The organism is Sporosarcina aquimarina (genome assembly GCF_023715615.1).
Taxonomy (GTDB): Bacteria; Bacillota; Bacilli; order Bacillales_A; family Planococcaceae; genus Sporosarcina; species Sporosarcina aquimarina_A.
This window is the reverse complement of the sequence record NZ_JAMBOM010000001.1, coordinates 926,763-948,579: the sequence shown is the minus strand read 5'-3', so window position 1 is coordinate 948,579 and position 21,817 is coordinate 926,763. Positions and strand designations below refer to the sequence as shown.

Annotated in this window: 24 protein-coding genes; all 24 read right to left on the bottom strand. The window is 41.8% G+C overall.

The genetic code is table 11. The features are described from left to right. Positions 1–17 precede the first annotated feature (17 nt). The 24 genes from flgC to ftsY all read right to left on the bottom strand — a co-directional run bounded on the left by flgC (position 18) and on the right by ftsY (position 21,795). Positions 18–479: a flagellar basal body rod protein FlgC gene (flgC, locus tag M3197_RS04350; RefSeq protein ID WP_251658909.1), complete on the bottom strand. Its 462-nt coding sequence runs from the start codon at positions 477–479 to the stop codon at positions 18–20. Positions 480–481: 2 nt separating this feature from the next. Then, positions 482–874, bottom strand: coding sequence for a flagellar basal body rod protein FlgB (gene flgB / locus M3197_RS04345; protein ID WP_251658907.1), 393 nt, complete (start codon positions 872–874; stop codon positions 482–484). 365 nt (positions 875–1,239) lie between these two features. Next, positions 1,240–2,016 (bottom strand): GTP-sensing pleiotropic transcriptional regulator CodY, encoded by a 777-nt coding sequence (gene codY, locus M3197_RS04340; RefSeq protein ID WP_251658905.1) that lies wholly within the window; start codon positions 2,014–2,016, stop codon positions 1,240–1,242. A gap of 81 nt (positions 2,017–2,097) precedes the next feature. Further along, on the bottom strand, positions 2,098–3,498 hold the full coding sequence (gene hslU / locus M3197_RS04335; RefSeq protein WP_251658904.1) for an ATP-dependent protease ATPase subunit HslU: 1,401 nt from the start codon (positions 3,496–3,498) through the stop codon (positions 2,098–2,100). Then, positions 3,495–4,040, bottom strand: coding sequence for an ATP-dependent protease subunit HslV (gene hslV, locus M3197_RS04330; RefSeq protein ID WP_251658902.1), 546 nt, complete (start codon positions 4,038–4,040; stop codon positions 3,495–3,497). Before hslV ends, hslU begins: the two co-directional genes overlap by 4 nt. 12 nt (positions 4,041–4,052) lie before the next feature. Continuing rightward, a complete protein-coding gene (xerC, locus tag M3197_RS04325; RefSeq protein ID WP_251658900.1) occupies positions 4,053–4,952 on the bottom strand; it encodes a tyrosine recombinase XerC in 900 nt (299 codons plus the stop codon). A gap of 284 nt (positions 4,953–5,236) precedes the next feature. Then, positions 5,237–6,547, bottom strand: coding sequence for an FADH(2)-oxidizing methylenetetrahydrofolate--tRNA-(uracil(54)-C(5))-methyltransferase TrmFO (gene trmFO, locus M3197_RS04320; protein WP_251658898.1), 1,311 nt, complete (start codon positions 6,545–6,547; stop codon positions 5,237–5,239). Positions 6,548–6,571: 24 nt separating this feature from the next. Then, positions 6,572–8,650 carry a type I DNA topoisomerase gene (topA, locus tag M3197_RS04315; RefSeq protein WP_251658896.1) on the bottom strand — a complete coding sequence of 693 codons (2,079 nt, stop codon included), beginning with the start codon at positions 8,648–8,650 and terminating at the stop codon, positions 6,572–6,574. A 121-nt stretch (positions 8,651–8,771) separates the two neighbouring features. Next, positions 8,772–9,623, bottom strand: coding sequence for a DNA-processing protein DprA (gene dprA / locus M3197_RS04310; protein ID WP_251658894.1), 852 nt, complete (start codon positions 9,621–9,623; stop codon positions 8,772–8,774). A 64-nt stretch (positions 9,624–9,687) separates the two neighbouring features. Beyond that, positions 9,688–10,590 (bottom strand): succinate--CoA ligase subunit alpha, encoded by a 903-nt coding sequence (gene sucD, locus M3197_RS04305; protein WP_025785062.1) that lies wholly within the window; start codon positions 10,588–10,590, stop codon positions 9,688–9,690. Positions 10,591–10,608: 18 nt separating this feature from the next. Beyond that, positions 10,609–11,769: an ADP-forming succinate--CoA ligase subunit beta gene (gene sucC / locus M3197_RS04300; RefSeq protein WP_025785063.1), complete on the bottom strand. Its 1,161-nt coding sequence runs from the start codon at positions 11,767–11,769 to the stop codon at positions 10,609–10,611. A 128-nt stretch (positions 11,770–11,897) separates the two neighbouring features. Then, entirely contained in the window at positions 11,898–12,179 is a 282-nt protein-coding gene (locus tag M3197_RS04295; protein WP_251658892.1) for an EscU/YscU/HrcU family type III secretion system export apparatus switch protein, read from the bottom strand. Beyond that, on the bottom strand, positions 12,176–14,167 hold the full coding sequence (locus M3197_RS04290; RefSeq protein WP_251658890.1) for a TP0910 N-terminal domain-containing protein: 1,992 nt from the start codon (positions 14,165–14,167) through the stop codon (positions 12,176–12,178). The genes M3197_RS04295 and M3197_RS04290 overlap by 4 nt, the downstream gene beginning before the upstream one ends. Continuing rightward, positions 14,164–14,946: a ribonuclease HII gene (gene rnhB, locus M3197_RS04285; protein WP_251658888.1), complete on the bottom strand. Its 783-nt coding sequence runs from the start codon at positions 14,944–14,946 to the stop codon at positions 14,164–14,166. The genes M3197_RS04290 and rnhB overlap by 4 nt, the downstream gene beginning before the upstream one ends. 103 nt (positions 14,947–15,049) lie before the next feature. Further along, complete coding sequence (ylqF, locus tag M3197_RS04280; protein ID WP_251658886.1) at positions 15,050–15,904, bottom strand: ribosome biogenesis GTPase YlqF; 855 nt, start codon at positions 15,902–15,904, stop codon at positions 15,050–15,052. A gap of 16 nt (positions 15,905–15,920) precedes the next feature. After that, positions 15,921–16,478, bottom strand: a complete 558-nt coding sequence (gene lepB / locus M3197_RS04275; protein WP_251658884.1) for a signal peptidase I — start codon at positions 16,476–16,478, stop codon at positions 15,921–15,923. Between the two features lie 101 nt (positions 16,479–16,579). Next, positions 16,580–16,924 (bottom strand): 50S ribosomal protein L19, encoded by a 345-nt coding sequence (gene rplS / locus M3197_RS04270; protein WP_025785070.1) that lies wholly within the window; start codon positions 16,922–16,924, stop codon positions 16,580–16,582. A 124-nt stretch (positions 16,925–17,048) separates the two neighbouring features. After that, positions 17,049–17,783 carry a tRNA (guanosine(37)-N1)-methyltransferase TrmD gene (gene trmD, locus M3197_RS04265; RefSeq protein ID WP_251660088.1) on the bottom strand — a complete coding sequence of 245 codons (735 nt, stop codon included), beginning with the start codon at positions 17,781–17,783 and terminating at the stop codon, positions 17,049–17,051. Then, the gene (gene rimM / locus M3197_RS04260) at positions 17,783–18,298 is read right to left on the bottom strand and encodes a ribosome maturation factor RimM (RefSeq protein WP_251658881.1); all 516 of its coding nucleotides are present in this window, start codon (positions 18,296–18,298) and stop codon (positions 17,783–17,785) included. The genes trmD and rimM overlap by 1 nt, the downstream gene beginning before the upstream one ends. A 91-nt stretch (positions 18,299–18,389) precedes the next feature. Then, the gene (locus M3197_RS04255; protein WP_251658879.1) at positions 18,390–18,623 is read right to left on the bottom strand and encodes a KH domain-containing protein; all 234 of its coding nucleotides are present in this window, start codon (positions 18,621–18,623) and stop codon (positions 18,390–18,392) included. Positions 18,624–18,638: 15 nt separating this feature from the next. Then, positions 18,639–18,911: a 30S ribosomal protein S16 gene (gene rpsP / locus M3197_RS04250; protein ID WP_251658877.1), complete on the bottom strand. Its 273-nt coding sequence runs from the start codon at positions 18,909–18,911 to the stop codon at positions 18,639–18,641. 102 nt (positions 18,912–19,013) lie between these two features. Continuing rightward, entirely contained in the window at positions 19,014–20,369 is a 1,356-nt protein-coding gene (gene ffh / locus M3197_RS04245; RefSeq protein ID WP_251658875.1) for a signal recognition particle protein, read from the bottom strand. A 13-nt stretch (positions 20,370–20,382) separates the two neighbouring features. After that, complete coding sequence (locus M3197_RS04240) at positions 20,383–20,715, bottom strand: putative DNA-binding protein (RefSeq protein ID WP_025785080.1); 333 nt, start codon at positions 20,713–20,715, stop codon at positions 20,383–20,385. Positions 20,716–20,778: 63 nt separating this feature from the next. Beyond that, complete coding sequence (gene ftsY / locus M3197_RS04235; protein ID WP_251658873.1) at positions 20,779–21,795, bottom strand: signal recognition particle-docking protein FtsY; 1,017 nt, start codon at positions 21,793–21,795, stop codon at positions 20,779–20,781. Positions 21,796–21,817 lie beyond the last annotated feature (22 nt).

The window sequence follows — 21,817 nt, the reverse complement described above, 5'->3', positions numbered from 1 at the left end:
CCTCATCCTTTCATCCTTTATTTTCCGATTTCAAGTGCTTTCATTAACATTGCTTTGTTTGAATTAAGTACCGTAATGTTTGCCTCATACGAACGAGTTGCAGACATCATATCAATTGTTTCACGTAATGGATCGACGTTAGGCATTTCTACGTACCCTTCTGCATTTGCATCTGGATGTGTAGGATCATAGACTTGCTTAAAAGGAGTTTCTGTATCTTCTTGAATACGTGATACAGTGACGCCATTCCCGATGCCACCTCTGTCACGAGTACCCATCGCAGCGTTTAAAAAGTTTGAAAACTGTCCTTGTTTTGGTTGAAACGTTACAGATTTTCTTTGATAAGGTTGCCACTCACCGTCAACTAATTTACCTCGAGTTGTGTCCACATTCGCCATATTGGAAGAAATAACATCCATACGAAGACGTTGTGCCGTTAAAGCAGAAGCAGAAGAATTTAAGCTATGGAAGATCGACATGATTACCGTCCTCCTTTAATGACATTATTAAGTGAATTGAACTTGCTGCTTATTCTATCGGCAAGAGCGTTGTAATAGATCTGGTTTGCAGCTAGATCCGCCTGTTCCTTATCCATATCCACACCATTCCCATTTTGGTTATAACTAAAATTTGCATAGGTATGCTTTGTTTCTCCAGTTGAAGTTGGAGCAAACTCTAGGTGTCTCTGATCCGTTCGATATGCTTCTAACTGGGTTAATTTTGCATCGTTTAAATACGTTTTAAAATCCACCGATTTTACTTTATAATTTGGCGTGTCAACATTCGCCACGTTTTGCGAAATCGCTTTAGATTTGTCAGATGAGAAATTGAGTCCTTTTTCTAAAGCAGAAATTGTTCCTCCAAAAAGGTTCATATGATACTCCTCCTCCGTCTATTTATTAGAAATCTATTAAATTCGACATAATCTATCAAAAGTCCACATTTAATAATCATTGTATCGGATAGTGAACCATTTTGTCTATACAAATTATATAAAAATACCAGAAGTTTTGCTTATTATTTCGTATTTGTTCACAAGAAATACCCTTTTTATTAGTTCTTATGTACCCCATAATCGTTTTATATAAAACTGAATATTAGGATTTTATTTGATTAATTCCTAAAAAGATTTTATTTTCGTCTAATATATCCCTTATATAAGTACTATTTACATAAAAAAAAACAAGTAAAAGCGACAATCGCTTTTACTTGTTTTACATTTCTTTTTGACTTGACAGATTATGATTTTTGTTTTTCGAGCTCTTCTAGGAATTTGCTATTCAACACTTTAATATATGTGCCTTTCATTCCTAGGGAACGTGATTCGATTACGCCAGCACTTTCTAGCTTACGGAGTGCGTTTACGATAACTGAACGCGTAATTCCAACACGGTCAGCAATTTTAGATGCGACAAGAAGTCCTTCATTTCCATCTAACTCGTTAAAGATATGTTCAATTGCTTCATGTTCACTATATGAGAGTGAGTTGATCGCCATTTGAACGACAGCTTTACTGCGAGCTTCTGTTTCGATTTCTTCAGATTTCTCTCGAAGAATTTCCATACCAACAACAGTTGCACCGTATTCGGCTAGGATTAGGTCGTCTTCTTTAAAGTCATCGCTCAAACGAGCAAGAATAAGTGTTCCAAGACGCTCGCCGCCACCAATTATCGGAACGATAGTTGTTAATCCATTTTTAAACAGTTCCTGGTTTTCAACAGGGAATACTGTATATTCACTATCAACGCCAATGTTTGGTGATGTTTCACGAATTTCAAAAAGCTGTTTCGTGTACGCTTCAGGGAATTTACGATCTTCAAACATTTGCTTCATGCGCTCGTTTTCAATTTGGTGATGGATTTCAAGCCCAAGTAGCTTTCCTTTTCGACTTACGATGAATGCGTTACAGTCAATTACTTCACTAAGTTGCTCAGCCATTTGTTTAAAGTTTACTTGCTTACCTGCAGTTTCTTGTAGCATAGCATTAATCTTTCTTGTTTTTTCTAAAAGTGTCATTATATTTTCCTCCTCATTATTTCGGAACTGATACGAATATTCTAAAGGTTTTTAATTGTTAATTAAACCATTTCGACTTTGTCACAAGATGAAATGTGACAAATCTTTGTCTTTGACGATTCCTTGTAACTTTTCGTCGACATATGTCGGGGTAATTTTAATACTCGTTGGACCAATATCTGATGCTTCAAACGAAAGCTCCTCAAGTAGACGTTCTACGATTGTATGAAGTCTTCTTGCACCAATGTTTTCAGTATTGTCATTCACTTCGAATGCAATTTCAGCGATGCGATCAATCGCATCATCTGTAAACTCTAATAGGACGTTCTCTGTTGCTAGAAGTTTCTCGTATTGTCGAATAAGAGAGAAATCTGGCTCTTTCAAAATCCTGACGAAATCCTCTTTGGATAATTTGTCTAATTCAACACGAATTGGGAATCGTCCCTGTAACTCGGGTATAATATCAGACGGTTTTGCCATATGAAAAGCACCCGCAGCTATAAATAAAATATAATCGGTTTTTACCGCACCATATTTCGTATTCACTGTTGATCCTTCTACAATTGGTAAAATATCACGTTGAACTCCTTCACGAGAAACATCAGCACTAGAAGATCCGCCACTCTTACTTGCGATCTTATCCATTTCATCGATGAAGATAATTCCAGATTGCTCCGTTAACTGGACTGCTTGGCGTGCAATTTCGTCATGATCAATTAGTTTGTCCGCTTCTTCGGCTTCTAATACTCTTCTTGCATCTTTTACAGAAAGTTTTCTTGTTGTTGTTTTTTTCGGCATAAGCGAAGAAAGAGCATCTTGCATATTTGAACCCATCTGTTCCATTCCAGAACCTTGCAACGCATCAAACATGGAAGGTTGTTGAGAAGCGACTTCAACTGTCACTTGCTCTTCTTCAAGCATTCCTTTCTTCAGCAAGTCAGCAATTTCACTGCGCTTTCGCGTCATCTCTGTAACTTCTTCATGTTCTTCAGCGCCACTCTCATTCTTTTGCCCACCAAACAACATTTCAAACGGATTTTGCATAGATCCCTTCTTTTTTTTCGAAGGAACGAGCAATTCCACTAATCGTTCTTCAGCTTGAACTGCTGCTTGACCTTTCACTTGAGCACGCTGTTTTTCTTTGATAATCCGGACACCGGTTTCAACAAGGTCACGCACCATGGATTCAACGTCTCTTCCAACGTAACCAACCTCCGTAAACTTCGTTGCTTCGACTTTTACAAATGGCGCATCCACGAGTTTTGCAATACGACGTGCGATTTCCGTTTTCCCCACTCCGGTTGGTCCAATCATCAAAATGTTTTTCGGGATGATTTCGTTTTTTTCTTCTTCAGTTAACAAGTTGCGTCTATAGCGATTGCGAATCGCAACTGCTACTGCTCTCTTTGCCTTATCTTGCCCAACAATGTAACGATTTAAAAATGTAATCATTTCTTTTGGCGTTAGTTGTTGTGAAGTCATTCCCCAAGCACCTCCACGATAATCTTGTCGTTTGTAAAGACACAAATTTCAGAAGCCGTTTCAAGTGCAGCGCGAGCAATCTGTTCAGCAGTCAATGACTCCCCTGCATATTTCGCAAGAGAACGTCCAGCTGCTAATGCATAGTTTCCACCAGACCCAATAGCGAGAATGCCATCATCAGGCTCGATGACTTCACCTGTTCCTGATACAAGAAGAAGATTCTCTTCGTTCATCACAAGTAGCATTGCCTCTAGTTTGCGAAGTATCTGATCTCCACGCCATTCTTTTGCAAGTTCAACAGACGCACGCTGTAGATTACCGTTGTACTCTGTCAATTTATCTTCAAATAGATCGAACAGTGTAAATGCATCGGCAACAGAGCCTGCAAATCCAGCGAGTACGTTCCCGTTAAATAGTCTGCGGACTTTTTTTGCGGTATGTTTCATAACTACACTTTCTCCCATGGTCACTTGACCATCACCAGACATTGCACAAACTCCTTTATGCCGAATGGCAAAAATCGTAGTTGCATGAAATTCCATTTAAATTTCCTCCTAAGCACGCGGATGCGTATTCATATAGGTTCTTCTTAAATGCTCTTTCGTAGTATGGGTGTATATTTGTGTCGAAGACAAATCACTGTGTCCAAGCAGTTCTTGGACAGTCCTCATATCCGCTCCTGCAGATAGTAAATGGGTTGCAAACGTATGTCGCAGCATATGAGGATATACATTAGACTGGATAGACGCTCGCTCAACAATGGCGTCTAGCACATGCCTGACACCCCGTTCAGTGAGAGGGCCACCTCGTAAGTTAACAAATAATCGATCATGTTTTGTATTTTTCATAAGTAACGACCGGCTATTTTCAATGTATCGTTCAATTGCCGACTGCGCAAAGCTGCCGAATGGGACATAACGCTCTTTTCTGCCTTTCCCCATAACTCGAACAATACCAAGATCATTGTCGATATCACTTAAACTGATTGATGTAAGTTCACTTACTCGAATTCCTGTAGCGTAGAGAAGTTCCAATAATGCTCGATCTCGCAGATCCCTAGGTTTTTCTCCTAGGCATGAATCGAAAAGCTTCTCAAGTTCCTCAACATAAAAAAAAGCAGGAAGCCGTTCCTCCTTTTTAGGGTGGTGCAGTAAACGGAATGCTGTGTCATTAATGTCATATCGGGAATTGGCAAAGCGGAAGAATGAACGAACTGAAGAAATCTTTCTCGAAATGGTTGCTCTCGATAATTCGCGCTCATACAGACGCGACGCAAAAAGACGTGCTTCTTGATATGTAATGCTCTCTATCGTAAGAATACCTTCAGTTTTTAAGAACTCAAGAAATTCATCTACATCTTTTTCATATTCCGATACAGTGTGGACTGAATAGTTCTTTTCCAAACGAACGTACATTATATATTCGTTACGTATTTGGATTGTCTGTTCATCCATAAAATACACCTCCCGAAAAATGAATAAATAATCATCATTTAAACGCTTGGCAATTAGCGTATTCGATTACCCAAACTAATTGAAAATGCTGATTACTCCTTAAATTCAAATTCATCCACGATTTACTATACACGATTTACAGGTATTTCTACAACTATGAGGCACTAGGAAGTCTGACCTCTAGACATTCTTTTACTACATTGCCATCAAAAGTTCACAAAAAGCTCACACTACCGCAATAAAAAAGAAGAAGAAAGGTAATCCCTTCCTTCTTTACACATTTTTTAAAGTTGGTTTTCCATCTTAAACGTATCGAGTGATTCGAGTGCCCGATTCGCATGTCTTTCCGCTCGTTCCAGTTTAGAACGAACACGCTCTCCTAGATCCGGGAACAATCCGAAGTTCACATTCATTGGCTGGAAGTTCTTTGAATCTGCTTCTGTAATATATCTTGCCATACTTCCTAATGCTGTCTGTTGTGGGAGAACATAGAGCTCTTCACCTAAAGCTAATCTTGCTGCGTTCATTCCTGCAACTAGACCTGCACCTGCAGACTCTACATATCCTTCAACGCCTGTCATTTGACCTGCGAAGAATAAATTTGGATTGGCTTTTAGCTGATAGGTTGGTTGCAACACCCTCGGTGAATTGATGAACGTGTTCCGATGCATCACACCATAGCGTACAATTTCAACATTTTCAAGACCTGGGATGAGTCGCAATACTTCTTTCTGGGCGCCCCATTTCATATGCGTCTGGAATCCAACAATATTATAAAGTGTGCCCGCAGCATCATCTTGGCGAAGCTGTACGACGGCTTTTGGCCTTTTACCGGTTTTTGGATCTTCTAATCCAACTGGCTTCATCGGGCCAAATAATAGTGTCTTCTCACCTCGACTCGCAAGAACTTCAACAGGCATACAACTTTCGAAGTACACTTCTTTTTCAAATTCTTTAAGTTCCGCTACTTCCGCGTTCACTAACGCATTGTAAAATACTGCAAATTCGTCTTCATTCATCGGACAATTGAGATATGCAGCTTCTCCTTTGTCGTAACGTGATTTCAAGTACACCTTATCCATATCGATCGAGTCTTTCTCAACGATAGGTGCCGCTGCATCATAAAAGTATAGATACTCTTCCCCCGTAAGCTGGCGAACTTTTTCAGCCAATGCGGGAGAAGTGAGTGGACCGGTTGCAATCACTGTTATACCTTCTGGAATATCCGTCACTTCTTCATTTATTACTTCCACTAATGAGTGATTGCGTACTTTATCCGTTACATGCGCGGAGAACTCATGACGATCGACAGCAAGCGCTCCACCAGCAGGAACTGAGCAAGCATCCGCTGCTGCAATAATGATGGAGTCTAGACGGCGCATTTCTTCTTTAATGACGCCTACAGCATTCGTCAGTGAGTTTGCACGTAACGAGTTACTGCAAACAAGCTCTGCGAATTTGTCTGTATGGTGTGCTGGAGTTTGTTGAACAGGTCGCATTTCGTATAACCGTACCTGTACCCCTCGGCTTGCAATTTGCCAAGCCGCTTCACTTCCTGCAAGTCCTGCACCGATGACATTTACAATTGGTGTCACATTGAACCCTTCTCTCTAGCTAAATTATTCTTGTGGTTTCTCTTTATAATCACATTCCGTACATTGGATTTGTAATCCTTTTTTCAGACGTTTTTCAACAAGAGTACTTTCACATTTCGGACATGGCCTAGAAATTGGTTTATCCCAAGATATATATTCACATTCAGGATACCGATCACAGCCATAGAAGATCCGGTTCTTCTTACTCTTGCGTTCGACAACTTCCCCTTCTTTGCAAAGTGGACATGTCACACCAATCGGTTTAATGATTGCTTTTGTATTACGGCAATCCGGGAAGTTTGAGCACGCCATGAACTTACCATACCGACCCATTTTATAGACCATTGGCGATCCGCACTTTTCACAATCTTCTCCGGCAGGCTCGTCTTTAATCTCAATTTTCTCCATTTCTTCATCTGCGACTTTCAAATGCTTCTCAAAGTCTTTGTAAAACTCATCAATGACCGTAACCCAAGGGATCTCACCCACTTCAATATGGTCCAGACTTTGTTCCATCTTAGCCGTAAACGCCACATTGGTAATATCTGAGAAATATTGGTTGACCGCAGCGTTAACGATTCCACCTAATTCAGTAGGAACAAATCGTTTCGCATCTAAAGTGACATAGCCTCTTTTTTGAATCGTATCCAATGTTGGCGCATAGGTCGATGGACGCCCTATCCCTAGCTCTTCCAACGTCTTCACAAGTCGTGCCTCGGAATAACGTGGAGGTGGTTGCGTGAAATGCTGTTTTGGGTCAATCGACGCACACTTAACCGTTTCCCCTTCCGTAAGTGGAGGAAGGACATTATCTTTTTCCTCTTCCTTATCATCATGACTCTCAATATACACTTTCATGAATCCTTGGAACTTTACCTGGGAGCCAGTAGCTCTGAACTGAACGTCATTGTTCAGTAAGTCTACAGTCACCGTATCAAGGATGGCAGGTGCCATTTGACTTGCGAGAAAACGCGACCAAATGAGTTTGTATAATTTCAACTGATCTTTTGATAAAAACGCTTTCATCGCTTCAGGTGTACGTAGGACAGATGTTGGGCGGACGGCTTCGTGCGCGTCTTGTGTCTTCGCAGCTGAAGCCTTGCTAGTTGCTTTTGTTTTACGTGTAAACTCTTCGCCATACATCGTCTCAATATGTGATTTCGCTTCAGCTTGGGCCGTCTCGGATGTTCTCGTCGAATCTGTACGCATGTAAGTAATGAGTCCAACGATTCCTTCTTTACCGATTGTAATCCCTTCATACAATTGCTGGGCAATCATCATCGTTTTCTTTGCACGGAAGTTTAACTTACGTGCCGCCTCTTGCTGTAGGGAAGACGTTGTAAATGGTACAGCGGGATTACGTTTACGTTCTTTCTTCACGACTTGGTGTACGGTAAAGTCATCTCCGTCCAAGCTAGAAAGAATTTCGTCAACTTGATTTTTGTCCGTCAGTTTGACCTTCTTACCTGCTGTTCCATAAAAAGAAGCCTCAAAATCTCCTTCTTTTTTACTGAATCCAGCACCGATTGACCAGTACTCTTCCGGTACGAATGATTTAATCTCTTCTTCGCGATCAATAATAAGTTTTAGCGCAACAGATTGAACCCGACCTGCTGACAATCCTTTCTTAACTTTCTTCCATAGAATTGGACTGATATTATAGCCGACAAGCCTATCGAGAACACGACGCGCTTGTTGGGCATCTACTAAATCGGTATTGATCGGACGAGGATTTTTAAACGAATCTTTTATTGCATCTTTTGTAATTTCGTTAAAGACGACGCGACAGTCGGAATGATTGTCCACACCAAGCTGATGTGCAAGGTGCCAGGCAATCGCTTCCCCTTCTCTGTCGGGGTCAGCTGCGAGAAAGATTTTTTTCGCTTTTTTCGCTTCTTTTTTTAAATCTTGTAAAATCGGGCCTTTTCCCCGAATCGTAATATACTTCGGTTCATAGTTGTTTTCTACGTCGACTCCCATTTGACTACGGGGTAAGTCTCTCAAGTGGCCAAGGGATGCGCGCACTTTGTATTTCTTTCCTAAATAGCGTTCTATTGTCTTCGCTTTTGCTGGTGATTCCACGATTACCAGGTAATCTGCCATTCTAATGTGCCCCCCCTTAAAGAGGTTCTTTGTATTTATTCATCTAAAAGAATATCTGTTGCAAAATGTATAACAGTTTTCATGGAAAAGCAACTATTTTAGTAAAAAGACATTTCTCTCGTCAAGATTCGACAAGAGATTCTATGATTTGAAAGCCACTCCAAATTGGTCGTGCTCCTTCATCTAATAACTTGTTCGGTCCTAATGACAATGGCGAGTCGATAGGTCCAGGAACTGCAAATATTTCCTTTCCATGATCAAGTGCATGCTCAATTGTACTCATCGTTCCACTCTTTATTTCAGACTCCGTAATGACAAGGGAGTTGGACAGGCCACTGATAATCCGGTTTCTCATCGGGAATGTCCATTTAGCAGGTGGATGGTACGGTGGATACTCAGTTAGTAAAAGATGCTTTTCTGCTAGAGTTGCTGCAAGTTCGGCATTTTCTTTCGGATATAGATGAAAAAACCCATGTCCAAGTACCGCCAGTGTCTGGCCACCATATTTTATGGCTGCTTGATGAGCCATTGTGTCTGCACCTTTCGCAAGTCCTGAAACAATTACAGACCCATGTTGGACGAGTGGCGGGACAATCATCTGCATAGCACAGACCGAGTATTTACCAGCTTTGCGAGAACCAATTATTGCAACTTTACTTGTTTTTTTCAGTAAATCCAGGTCTCCTTTCGCATAAAGAATGGCAGGTGGATCTATTAACTGTTTTAGTCGTTCGGGATAATCAGGATGTGTATAAGGAATAGGGATTATTCCTTTTTCGAGTAGCAAGTCAAGGAGAGGGAGTGGGGTTAGCTGAGCAAGTTTCAGATTCAAGTTTGTGCGTTGTTTTTGTGATAAATTAGGCACGTATTTATAGTCATAGTTACTTTCAAGCAATCTAGCGATTCGGGGATACGGGACAGGCAACGCGTAGTGAAGTTTCAAAAGCTGATGTTCTTGTGCAGTTAGCTTCATTAAATACCTCCTCTTTGTATAGAAAAGATGCAGCGTATCCATTGAATACGCTGCATCTTCTATCTTAGTGGGTTTTACACTTTTCGTATAGCCCTTTTTCTTTGATTACTTTAATCAATGTCTCACCGATAACAGATGGCGTCTCTGCAACCTCTACGCCAGCGTTATTGAGTGCCTTGATCTTTTCGTCAGCAGTTCCTTTACCGCCAGAAATAATGGCACCAGCATGGCCCATGCGCTTTCCTGGAGGTGCTGTTTGACCACCGATAAATCCTACTACCGGTTTCTTCATGTTGGCTTTGATCCACTCAGCTGCTTCTTCTTCTGCAGTTCCGCCGATTTCACCAATCATAACAACAGCGTAAGTATCCTCATCTTCATTGAATTCCTTCAATACGTCGATGAAATTTGTTCCATTGACTGGGTCTCCACCAATACCAACAGCTGTCGTTTGACCGATACCTGCTTCAGATAGTTGGTGAACCGCTTCATATGTCAATGTACCTGATCGTGAAATTACACCTACGTGTCCTTTTGTATGAATGTAACCTGGCATAATACCAATTTTACATTCTTCTGGTGTAATGACACCAGGACAGTTCGGTCCAACAAGACGTGTCTTTTTGCCATCCATGTAACGCACTACTTTCACCATGTCCAGAACAGGAATGTGTTCTGTAATACAGATTGCCATATCAAGTTCAGCGTCTACCGCTTCCATGATTGCATCTGCCGCGAAAGGTGCTGGAACGTAGATTACGGAAACATTAGCGCCAGTTTCTTTGACAGCTTCTTCCATTGTATTGAATACTGGAACGCCATCAACTTCTGTGCCGCCTTTGCCTGGTGTTACACCTGCAACGATTTTAGTTCCGTATTCAAGCATTTGCTGGGTATGAAATTTTGCAGTCCCGCCAGTGATACCTTGGACGACTACTTTTGTATTTTTATCGATATAAATACTCATCGTTTGTCCCTGCCTTTCTTAGCCTACGATTTCAACAATCTTTTGCGCGCCGTCTGCCATTGAGCCAGCTGCAATAATGTTAAGCCCTGATTCGTTCAACAAAGCTTTACCTCTTTCCACGTTTGTTCCCTCAAGGCGAACAACTAGTGGTACTTCAAGGCCGACTTCTTTCGCTGCAGTGATTACACCTTCAGCGATAACGTCGCACTTCATAATTCCGCCAAAGATGTTAACGAAAATCCCTTTAACATGCTCATCTGAAAGGATGATTTTGAACGCTTCAGTTACTTTTTCAGCAGTCGCACCGCCCCCAACGTCAAGGAAGTTTGCGGGTGATCCGCCGTAGTAATTGATCGTATCCATTGTAGCCATAGCAAGTCCAGCACCATTGACCATGCAGCCAATGTTACCGTCTAGTGAAATATAGCTCAAGTCATACTTGGAAGCTTCGATTTCTTTTGCGTCTTCTTCTTCGAAGTCTCGCAACTCCACGATGTCCTTGTGACGGAACAATGCGTTGTCGTCAAAGTTAAATTTAGCATCAAGTGCAAGCACTTGATCATCACCTGTGACAACGAGTGGGTTGATTTCTACGATAGAAGCATCTTTTTCAACGAATACTTGGTAAAGACCTGTCATGAATTTAGCTGCTTTGTTCACAAGATGTGCAGGAATATTCATGTTGAATGCCATACGTCGTGCTTGGAATCCAGTCAATCCAGATACTGGGTCGATGACTTCATGGAAGATTTTTTCAGGAGTCGCTTCTGCAACTTCTTCAATATCCATTCCGCCTTCTTCAGATCCCATAAGTGTAACACGATCCGTAGCACGGTCTACAACAAGACTGATGTAGTATTCTTTTTTGATGTCTGCGCCTTCTTCAATAAGTAAACGCTTGACTTCTTTTCCTTCTGGACCCGTTTGGTGAGTCACCAACGTTTTGCCAAGAAGTTCTTTTGCGTATGCACGTACTTCGTCAAGATTTTTAGCAATTTTGACTCCGCCTGCTTTTCCGCGACCACCTGCATGAATTTGCGCTTTCACGACAAATACTTCAGTGCCAAGTTCTTTTGCTGCTTTTACTGCCTCTTCTGGAGAAAATGCTGCAATCCCTTTTGAAGCTGCAACTCCATAATCACGAAGCAGTTGTTTCCCTTGATATTCATGGATATTCATCTTATATCCTCCAATCAAACTGATAACTATTCTTTACTGCGTACTCTATTGTAGTAAACTTGTCATACTATGTCCATATTTGTACTCGTAAAGTGCGAAATTTCTGTTCTACTACAGTCTTAAACTGTTTATTTTCCGCTTTTTGAACGATCTAATCTGTAAACATAGGCCAGAACTTCCGACACCGCTTGATATAGCTGGTCAGGAATCGTCTCATTTACTTCAAGCTGACCTAGTAGTTCTACTAAACTGGGGTCTTCTTGTATAGGAACACCATGCTCTCGCGCTTTTTCAAGTATATTCTCCGCGATTTGACCTTTCCCCTTAGCTGTCACTTTCGGAGCTTCATTGAGCTCTGGCAAATAGGTCAACGCGACTGCTTCACGGCGCTTATAACGCTTATCGCTCATATCCGGAAATCGACTCCTTGTTTTCCGCTATCTGTAGCCAAACTAGACTTAGTCGGAGTAATTACTTCTTCTTGGAATTGTTTAAAACGGACAGCCGAAAGACGATAACCTTCCGCATCCAGTCCTTCTGCCAGTCTATCCTGAAGGACTGCTCCTAGCATTTTCAATGTAGGATCTTCATTAAAAATGGTTAATGTCACGACTTTGTTTTGTACTTGCATATCGACCACTGTTTTGTGGAGTGCTTCCAGATCTAAATAAAACATAACACGCGCGTGATCCGGGTCAATCTTTCCATCTTCTTTCATCCGCCCATTCCACTCAATCGTCGCGTCAATTCTCTTCCCCTGTAAGTGAAGTGGTACTTGCATAATAAGTTGCTGTTGCACACCCGATTCAGTCGATTGTAAAGGTTGTCCATTCAATCTCGAAACGACTGTCTCTGCTGCTTCACGAAGAGCCGTTCCTGCCAAACCTTCTTGCAAAAGTGCAACAAGCTGAGGTTTTAGGGAATCTTGAATTTGAGATATATGAAGTTCTTTTGATGCGAGACCTGCTTCGTAGTGAACGCCCAGTTTCACTAATACGGATTGTATCGCTTGTTTTATAGTACTGCCTGAAAGTTCTTCACTTGTTGCTGCTTCTGCTGCAGCTAAGAAGGATTGAATGAACTGGACATTCGATTGCATTGCTTGTTTAACAAGTGCAGGAAGTTTGTCTGATCCTCCTTGAGCATCGAGTATCGATTGTAACAGAGCCGGCATACCAGTATACATGGGATTAGGACTTGAATTCACAGATGTCGGAATGGGATTTTGACTAGGGAGCATTTGTTTTGTAGCTAGACTGAATAATGTGTCACTAAATTTCGCAAGTAAAACGCTTGCAGTCTCGTTAGTTTGAGAATGGACTGTTAAATAATTGGATAGTTGAGTTTTAACGCCTACGGGCAATTCCATTTGTTGAATGATTCGTTGGAGTTCTGCGGATGCTCCTACAGGTAGCTTAGTTGCACCCATCGTTGCTTGTTGAAGCGCCGTTAACAACTGTTTTGGGTCAATTTTAGAAGCATTTTCCGTTTGTATAGGGAAACCAAATGTAGTATTGGTTTGTTGAACCACTTGTTTTTCAACAGACGTCATTTGAGACTGGGTGTTTTGTGATGAACTGACAAGCTTTGCTAACACGTCGGATAGATTGGCAAGTGATGTTTGTGCCGGTAAGATATCTGCTGACTTCAGTAGTTGAACTGCTTGGAATCGAAGTTCAGGAGGAGCTGATTTGTCCAGTGCAGTCGAAAGTGTTTGCGCCAACAGGTTGCCTCCATTCGCTTCCAATAAAGGCTGTTTTATTTGCTGAAGAATCGCTTGAATGGTCATCTTTTGAGTGCTAGGGATTTTACTATCTACGCTTATTGCCTGCTGAAGTGCATCAAGGACTCCTTGAAGGCCTGCTTTCGTTTCAACTCCCATCATCGCATGAAACAGTTGCGGTGTTATAGGTAGCTTGAGGGACACTAGCTTCCCTATAGATTGAAGGGCTTCCTGCTGTTGTCCTGGTGACGTTTGCTTTAAAAGTGTTTCAGCCGCAATCAATGATTCTCGCGTGATAGGTATTTGCTGTTTCATGAAAAAGTCCACAAGTTTACGCATTTCAGGTGTCTTAGTAAGTTGTAGAGTGTCGAGCAAACTGCCGATTTTCGCACTTTGGCTCTCCCCTTGTGTATGAGGCCCGGAGATTAGTTTTAACTGCAATTCAGGTTCTGTCGCCTTCACTTGAAAATAATAGGAGTCTCCCGCCTTTAGTGGGACTTCTAATTTTGCATTCAGCTTTTGGTTACCGATTTGCACTTCTGCCATTTCGCCTGGATATAGTTGTTTGATCGTCCCATGGAAAAGTTGTCCTTCTCTTAGTTGTGCCGACTGTGATGGTTGTACATTTCCTAGGTTAGCTGTGTTGAGATTTTGTGTTATTGACGGATTATTCATCTGTTAGCCGCCTTTCTTGCAATCATTGTCTTGATCGGTTCAAATGTTTTCCGATGGTGAATGCTCGGACCATACTCGTTGAGCGCATCCAAGTGTTCTGGCGTACCATATCCTGCATGCTTATCAAAACGATACATTGGATATTCGTCGTGTAATTCATCCATCAACTGATCTCTTGTCGTTTTCGCAAGTATGGAAGCAGCAGCAATCGCTAAACTTTGAGCATCTCCTTTCACAATGGAGACAGATGGACAGTTTACAGTTAGTGGCATCGCATCCGCAAGGACTTGATCGGGTTCAATAGGTAATGTACAGATTGCCTGTTCCATCGATTCGCGTGTCGCTGCATAAATATTGATTTCATCAATCCGCTTAGCAGATTGCACATGAACAGACCAAGCTACCGAGATGCGTTTAATGATTTCTGCAAGGCGTTCTCGTTCTTTCTTAGGGATTTGTTTAGAGTCATCCAACCCTATCAACTCGTCTGCTTCAAACGGAAGAATTACAGCTGCTGTTACGACTGGACCTGCTAAAGGGCCTCTTCCAGCTTCGTCCGTACCCGCTACTTGAGCTCCTTCAAACGGTGCATACGAAATATCAAATTGCTGTTTCTCTATGTGGCTAGCCCTAGAATCGCAGCGTCTTTCATATGCTCGATTCCAACTATTGAGTGCTTGTTGTACTCCTTTACGTTCATCCTTTGTCAACTCCGCCATCCACGGCTCAGGCTCGGTCGTTTCTTTTAGTCGTAATTTAATCGCTTGTATTGTTTTCACACGCTCACCTTCCATCCCTCTTCAATTCCATACTCCTTATATCGGTCACTCCACCGATTTTTAGATATGTAAAAGCCGAAGCCGGGTGCCGGCTCCGGCTAGGTCATTCCTGTTCTTCTGTCCAGTCGAATGTCAACCTTCCAAAATTGCCTGTTCTGACATCTTGTATGATTAGCTCTGCAACTTTATCATAGTCTATTTCTCCACCAGTTGTATACGCTTTACGACGCGATCCCACTACTTCAAACAGCTCTGCCGTATTGTCCTCTACAGTAGCAAAGCCATACCGCTCTTCTAGTCGCTCTGAATAACGATTGGATAAGAATTTTAAACCGTACATCGCTAGATCTTCCATATTGACAATCGTATCTTTAATAGCACCAGTCAGCGCAAGCTTTTGACCTATCTCAGGATCTTCAAACTTTGGCCATAGAATTCCCGGTGTATCGAGAAGTTCTAATTCTTTTTCGTACTTAATCCATTGTTGAGCTTTTGTGACACCTGGCTTGTTTCCTGTTTTCGCTATGTTTTTATGAGCAAGTCTATTGATCAGTGTTGATTTTCCAACATTGGGAATCCCTACAATCATCGCGCGAATCGCTCCAGGTCGAATACCTCGTTTTTTCATCCGTTCAATTTTAGGTGCTAACACTTCTTTTGCTGCCTTCGTTACTGCCTGTAGGCCTTTGCCTTCGAACGAGTTAATGGCAACTGCACGAATGCCTTGCTCATCAAAATATCGGATCCATTTAGCAGTTTCATGTTCATCGGCCAAATCCATTTTGTTTAATATCAAGATTCTTGGTTTTTGATGAATGACTTGGTCAATCATCGGATTTCGAGAAGATAATGGAAGTCGTGCATCTACAAGTTCAAATACAATATCTACAAGTTTTAACTGTTCGGTTACTTCTCTTCGGGCTTTCGCCATGTGACCGGGAAACCATTGAATGGTCATCTGCTCCCCTACTTTCTCAATCCACTAGCCCGATATTATCCATCGGCCAGAAAACAAATTTTGTCGTACCTATAATTTCATCTATGCTGATCACACCAATATGACGGGAATCATTACTTTTTCTTCGATTATCCCCCATAACAAACACATGCCCTTTAGGAACGGTTTGCTGTTGAATCTTTTCTTCCAATGTAAAGTCTTCAGTTAACGTGCCTTCTGTAAGTTCTTTTTTATATGCATCCAGATAAGGTTCCGGATATGCTTGATCATTTATATAAAGAACATCATTTTTATATTCTACGGTATCGCCGGGAAGCCCAATGACACGTTTAATATAATCTTTTTGTTCAGGTGCATGGAATACAACGATATCAAAACGATCAGGCTTGCCAATCGAATAACTAATTTTGTTTACAATCATTTTGTCGCCGTCTTCCAGCGTTGGCATCATGGAGACACCATCTACAACAATCGGCGTGAAAAGAAAGACACGAATGACCGCTGCAATTCCAAATGCAATAAGTAGCGCTTTCACCCATTCAAAGGTTTCATTTTTCTTTTTCTTTTCGTTCATGCCATTGCCCCCTGTAGTCGATTAAACCTATTGTACCTTCAATTCGACTTAGAGGCAAAAAGAAAGGAGGCCGTATAAACGGTCTCCTGATCTTTCTATACTTATCGAAGTTCTTTGATACGTGCAGCTTTTCCGCGTAGGTTGCGAAGGTAGTACAACTTCGCACGACGTACTTTACCACGACGAGTGACTTCTAATTTTGCAATTTTTGGTGTGTGTACAGGGAATGTACGCTCCACGCCAACACCGTTAGAGATTTTGCGAACTGTGAATGACTCACTAATTCCGCCTCCACGACGCTTAATAACGACACCTTCAAAAAGCTGAATACGCTCACGCGTTCCCTCAACGATTTTTACGTGCAAACGCACTGTGTCTCCCGGACGGAATGCCGGTAGATCGCTTTTAAGCTGATCTTTTGTAATATCTGCAATTAGTTGTTGCATGATTTTTTCTCTCCTATCCTTAGAGGCTCTTGCGATGAAAGACCGCAGCGGAACATCAGTTAAGTATGTGCTTACATAGAAGCACGTATATCATATTAGCACAAACCGAGATCGTGTGCAACATTCACCGAGTAGATTTCAGTTGCTCCAATATCTTTTCTTGCTCGGGCGACAACGATATTTTATTTAACAAATCAGGACGACGTTCGAGAGTACGTTTAAGTGACTGCTCCATACGCCATTTGGCAATTTCACCATGGTTGCCTGAAAGTAATACATCTGGCACCGAAAGACCTTTAAAGGTAGCTGGACGGGTATAGTGCGGATGCTCGAGCAATCCTGTTGAAAAAGAATCTTCCACGGATGAAACGTTATTCCCTAGCACTCCCGGAAGCAAACGAACGACGCTATCAATAATTGCCATAGACGCAATCTCACCGCCAGTTAGAACAAAATCTCCGAGGGAGAGTTCGTCTGTCACAAGATGTTCGCGGATCCGCTCATCATAGCCTTCATAATGGCCACAGATGAAAACAAGGTTCTCCTCTAACGCCAGCTCCTCCGCTTTAGCCTGGGTGAAACGTTCTCCCTGGGGACACATCAGAATGACTCGAGGCAGCTTTGTAGCATCCTTTGTGACAGCTTCAACCGCATTGAAGAGCGGTTCAGGCTTCAATACCATTCCCGCGCCCCCACCATAAGGATAATCGTCCACTTTGTGATGCTTATTCTCAGAGTAGTTTCTGAAATCAGTAACTGAAAATGAGACGGCTTTGTTCTCTTGGGCTTTCTTCAGAATCGATGTATGAAGAACCCCTTCGAACATTTCTGGAAACAACGAGAGAACATTGATATTCATCATGAAAGAAGTCCTTCCATGACTTCAATCGTTATTTTCTTATTTTTGATATCAATCTCTTTGACGATATCTTCAATATAAGGAATGTAGTGTGGTTTACCTTGAGCTGGTGTAACTGTCCACACATCGTTTGCGCCGGTTTCTAATATGTCTGTAACGTTGCCAATGGAATTCCCCTCGAGAGTGACAACAGCACATCCTATAATTTCGTGGTAATAGAATTCGTTTTCCTCGAGTTCACCAAGTTGCTTCTCTGATATTTTCAGCATTCCGGTTTTGTATCTTTCTACATGGCTGAGATTGAAGTGGTTTTCAAAAGTGAGTAAGTAGAAATTTTTGTGACGACGGGATCCAGAGATTTTTAGCTTCACGGGTGTCGTTTCGTTTGGCATGAACAGGTATAGTTCACTACCGACTGCAAACCGCTCTTCTGGAAAGTCTGTCCGAGATGTGACACGTACTTCACCTTGTACTCCGTGCGTATTGACGAGTTGCCCGACGTTAAACCATTGCATAGTCCATTCACTTCCTTTGTTCATATATAGGGTGTCAAAATTCATTTATATAGAAAAAGAGAGGAACCGAGGCTCCTCCCTTTACGCAGTGTTAGTCAACAATATCTAGGTAAACTCGTTTACCTCGGTAGCTGCCTGCAGCTGATGTAACAATTGTCCGTATCGCATCTGCGACACGTCCTTGCTTTCCAATGATCTTCCCCATGTCTTCAGGGTGGACAGAAAGTTTGTAGGCAACCCGGTTCGTTTGTTCATCCTGTTCGACGTGAATCGCTTCGGGATAATCGACTAACGGTTTTACGATTGTCTTAATCAGCTGCTCCATCAGCGCACCTCCTGATTACTTGCTAAGTTTTGCGTTATGGAATTTCTCCATGATGCCTTGTTCTGACAACAAGTTACGAACTGTATCAGATGGCTTAGCGCCTTTCTGCATCCAATCCAAAACTTTTACTTCGTCAATTTTCACTTCAGCCGGCTTTGTAAGCGGGTTATAAGTTCCAACTGTTTCGATTTGACGGCCATCACGAGGAGCTCGTGAATCTGCTACTACGATACGATAGAAAGGTGATTTCTTTGCACCCATACGTTTAAGACGAATTTTTACTGACATTTTTAATTGCACCTCCGAATAGTTTCACACAAGATAGTATATTATCAAGCTTTCCGTTGTTTGTAAAGTGTTTTTTCTTAACACCATGTTTTTTGAATGAAATTACTTAAAAAAAGCATCCATTCCCGGCATTTTCATCTTCTTTTTACCACGTTGTTGTGACCCAGTCATCTGTTTGACCATCTTTTTCATTTCTTCAAACTGCTTCAGTAATCGGTTGACTTCTTGAATCGAAGTGCCTGATCCTTTTGCAATTCGTTTTTTACGACTCGCGTTAATCATCTCAGGGGTGGTACGCTCTTGCGTTGTCATCGAGTAGATGACTGCTTCTACTTTCCCCATTTGGCTCTCATCGACTTTGGCATTACCGAGGCCCTTGATTTTATTGAAGCCTGGCATCATTTTCAAAATCTCGTCCAGCGGACCCATTTGCTTTACTTGTTGCAACTGATCTAGAAAATCATCCAAAGTGAAGGTTTGTGTGCGAAGCTTTTGTTCGAGTTCCTTTGCTTTGTCTTCATCGACATTTTCCTGAGCTTTTTCAATGAGAGACATGACATCGCCCATGCCAAGAATTCGTGAGGCCATACGTTCAGGATGGAACGGCTCAAGCGCATCCATTTTTTCACCCATACCGACATATTTGATGGCCTTTTGAGTAACAGAACGAATTGAAAGTGCCGCACCACCACGTGTATCTCCATCAAGTTTTGTAAGAGCTACACCTGTAATACCAATTGCATCGTCAAAGTTTTTAGCTACGTTTACAGCATCTTGACCAGTCATCGCGTCTACAACAAGGAAGACTTCATCAGGTGATGAAAGTTCACGAATATCTTTCAATTCCTGCATGAGGGTTTCATCAATATGTAACCGTCCTGCCGTATCAATAATCACGACGTCATTATGATCCTCATCTGCTTTTTTGAGTGCTTGACGAACGATTTCCACGGGTGAGATATCAGTTCCCATAGAAAAAACAGGAATTGTCAATTGTTTCCCTATCGTTTCAAGTTGCTGAATAGCCGCAGGTCGATAAACGTCTGCTGCAACGAGTAAAGGTGATTTGTTGTTCCGCTTTCGTAACGAATTTGCAAGTTTCCCGGATGTCGTTGTTTTACCGGCACCCTGTAAACCAACCATCATTATGACAGTAGGAGACTTGCGGGCAAACTGAATAGCTGTTTGCTCTTCTCCCATCAACTTTGTAAGTTCATCTTTTACAATTTTCACGACTTGTTGACCAGGCGTCAGACTCTTCATGACATCTTGACCGACCGAACGCTCGCTAACTGTCTTTACGAACTCTTTAACAACTTTCAAATTGACATCCGCTTCGATTAACGCAAAGCGAACTTCTCTCATCATTTCTTTTACATCAGCTTCACTAATTTTACCCTTGCCTGTGATTTTCTGAAGCGTCCCTTGCAGGCGCTGCGCTAATCCTTCAAAAGCCATGCATAGAGCCCCCTTAGTCGTGTTCTTTAATTTGTTGTAATAAAATTTGCACTTCATCTGTCAGCGCTTTTTCAGTGGAAAGTCGCTGTTCGATCTGCTCGATTAACTCTGAGCGTTCTTGAAATTTATTGAACAACGAAAGCTTTGCTTCATAGTCTTCGAGCATCGCTTCTGTTCTGCGGACATTATCATAGACAGCTTGTCTGGATACTTCGTACTCCTCCGCAATTTCGCCTAATGACAAATCGTCTAGATAATACAGTTCCATATAGATACGCTGCTTATCCGTCAATAACGATTGATAAAAATCAAAGAGGAAGTTAACACGGGTCGTTTTCTCTAACATGTACAAATCCTCCTCGGACCTTCTCTTAATAGTAGCTGTTGCTCCAACCTCCGTCAAGGCATTTTACTTGTCTTGATCGTCACTGGATTCTTTAACTGCTTCCAATTCAAGTCCGTCTGCAAAAAGTCCGTACACATACTTTTCAGGGTCGAATGGCTGCAAATCATCTATCCCTTCTCCTAACCCTACAAACTTAACAGGGATGTTTAACTTGTTGCGGATCGCTAAAACGATTCCACCTTTTGCAGTACCGTCAAGCTTCGTAAGCACAATCCCGGTCACGTCGGTAGCTTCTTTAAACGTTTCAGCTTGGATCAATGCATTTTGCCCAGTTGTCGCATCAAGTGCAAGTAGCACTTCATGAGGAGCACCTGGAATTTCACGACCGATGACGCGGTGAACTTTTTGCAATTCATTCATCAAATTCACTTTGTTTTGTAAACGACCAGCCGTATCGCAAATCAAGACATCTACGTTACGTTTTTTTGCAGCACTAACGGCATCAAACATAACAGCAGCTGGATCTGATCCTTCAGACTGTCGAATCACTTCAACTCCGGCACGTTCTCCCCAAACAACAAGTTGGTCGATAGCCCCAGCGCGGAATGTATCACCTGCTGCAAGCATGACAGTCTTTCCTTCAGCTTTCAAACGGGAAGCTAGTTTACCAATTGTCGTAGTTTTGCCTACGCCATTCACTCCTACCATGAGAAGAACTGTGATTCCGTTTTCTTGGATATTTAAGCTGTTGTCACTATCACCTTGAGAATTATAGATTTCAACAAGTTTTTCAGAAATAACCGTTTGAATGCCAGCTGTATCTTTAATATTCTTACGTTGAACTTCGACTTTCAGTAGGTCGATCAATTCCATTACTGTTTCATATCCAACATCAGCTTGTAGCAAGACCTCTTCTAATTCCTCGAAAAACTCTTCATCGATTTCACGGAAACGGGCAACCAAATCATTCACTTTAGACGTGAATGAGTCGCGAGTTTTAGTTAACCCCTCTTTAAATTTACCAGTGACCGAATCATTCGTACCTGTGATTTTCTCTTTCATTTTCTTAAAAAAAGACATCATTCTCACATTCCTTTATAAA

Coding starts and splice junctions, on each gene's coding strand:
- ffh (WP_251658875.1), bottom strand. CDS start 20,369: ATGGCTTTTGAAGGATTAGCGCAGCGCCTGCAAGGGACGCTTCAGAAA.
- trmD (WP_251660088.1), bottom strand. CDS start 17,783: ATGAATATCAATGTTCTCTCGTTGTTTCCAGAAATGTTCGAAGGGGTT.
- ftsY (WP_251658873.1), bottom strand. CDS start 21,795: ATGTCTTTTTTTAAGAAAATGAAAGAGAAAATCACAGGTACGAATGAT.
- hslU (WP_251658904.1), bottom strand. CDS start 3,498: ATGACTTCACAACAACTAACGCCAAAAGAAATGATTACATTTTTAAAT.
- topA (WP_251658896.1), bottom strand. CDS start 8,650: ATGGCAGATTACCTGGTAATCGTGGAATCACCAGCAAAAGCGAAGACA.
- dprA (WP_251658894.1), bottom strand. CDS start 9,623: ATGAAGCTAACTGCACAAGAACATCAGCTTTTGAAACTTCACTACGCG.
- rplS (WP_025785070.1), bottom strand. CDS start 16,924: ATGCAACAACTAATTGCAGATATTACAAAAGATCAGCTTAAAAGCGAT.
- flgC (WP_251658909.1), bottom strand. CDS start 479: ATGTCGATCTTCCATAGCTTAAATTCTTCTGCTTCTGCTTTAACGGCA.
- M3197_RS04295 (WP_251658892.1), bottom strand. CDS start 12,179: ATGAGCGATAAGCGTTATAAGCGCCGTGAAGCAGTCGCGTTGACCTAT.
- ylqF (WP_251658886.1), bottom strand. CDS start 15,904: ATGACCATTCAATGGTTTCCCGGTCACATGGCGAAAGCCCGAAGAGAA.
- rpsP (WP_251658877.1), bottom strand. CDS start 18,911: ATGTCAGTAAAAATTCGTCTTAAACGTATGGGTGCAAAGAAATCACCT.
- M3197_RS04255 (WP_251658879.1), bottom strand. CDS start 18,623: ATGGAGCAGCTGATTAAGACAATCGTAAAACCGTTAGTCGATTATCCC.
- rimM (WP_251658881.1), bottom strand. CDS start 18,298: ATGCAATGGTTTAACGTCGGGCAACTCGTCAATACGCACGGAGTACAA.
- lepB (WP_251658884.1), bottom strand. CDS start 16,478: ATGAACGAAAAGAAAAAGAAAAATGAAACCTTTGAATGGGTGAAAGCG.
- sucC (WP_025785063.1), bottom strand. CDS start 11,769: ATGAATATCCATGAATATCAAGGGAAACAACTGCTTCGTGATTATGGA.
- sucD (WP_025785062.1), bottom strand. CDS start 10,590: ATGAGTATTTATATCGATAAAAATACAAAAGTAGTCGTCCAAGGTATC.
- hslV (WP_251658902.1), bottom strand. CDS start 4,040: ATGGAATTTCATGCAACTACGATTTTTGCCATTCGGCATAAAGGAGTT.
- M3197_RS04240 (WP_025785080.1), bottom strand. CDS start 20,715: ATGTTAGAGAAAACGACCCGTGTTAACTTCCTCTTTGATTTTTATCAA.
- flgB (WP_251658907.1), bottom strand. CDS start 874: ATGAACCTTTTTGGAGGAACAATTTCTGCTTTAGAAAAAGGACTCAAT.
- xerC (WP_251658900.1), bottom strand. CDS start 4,952: ATGGATGAACAGACAATCCAAATACGTAACGAATATATAATGTACGTT.
- M3197_RS04290 (WP_251658890.1), bottom strand. CDS start 14,167: ATGAATAATCCGTCAATAACACAAAATCTCAACACAGCTAACCTAGGA.
- codY (WP_251658905.1), bottom strand. CDS start 2,016: ATGACACTTTTAGAAAAAACAAGAAAGATTAATGCTATGCTACAAGAA.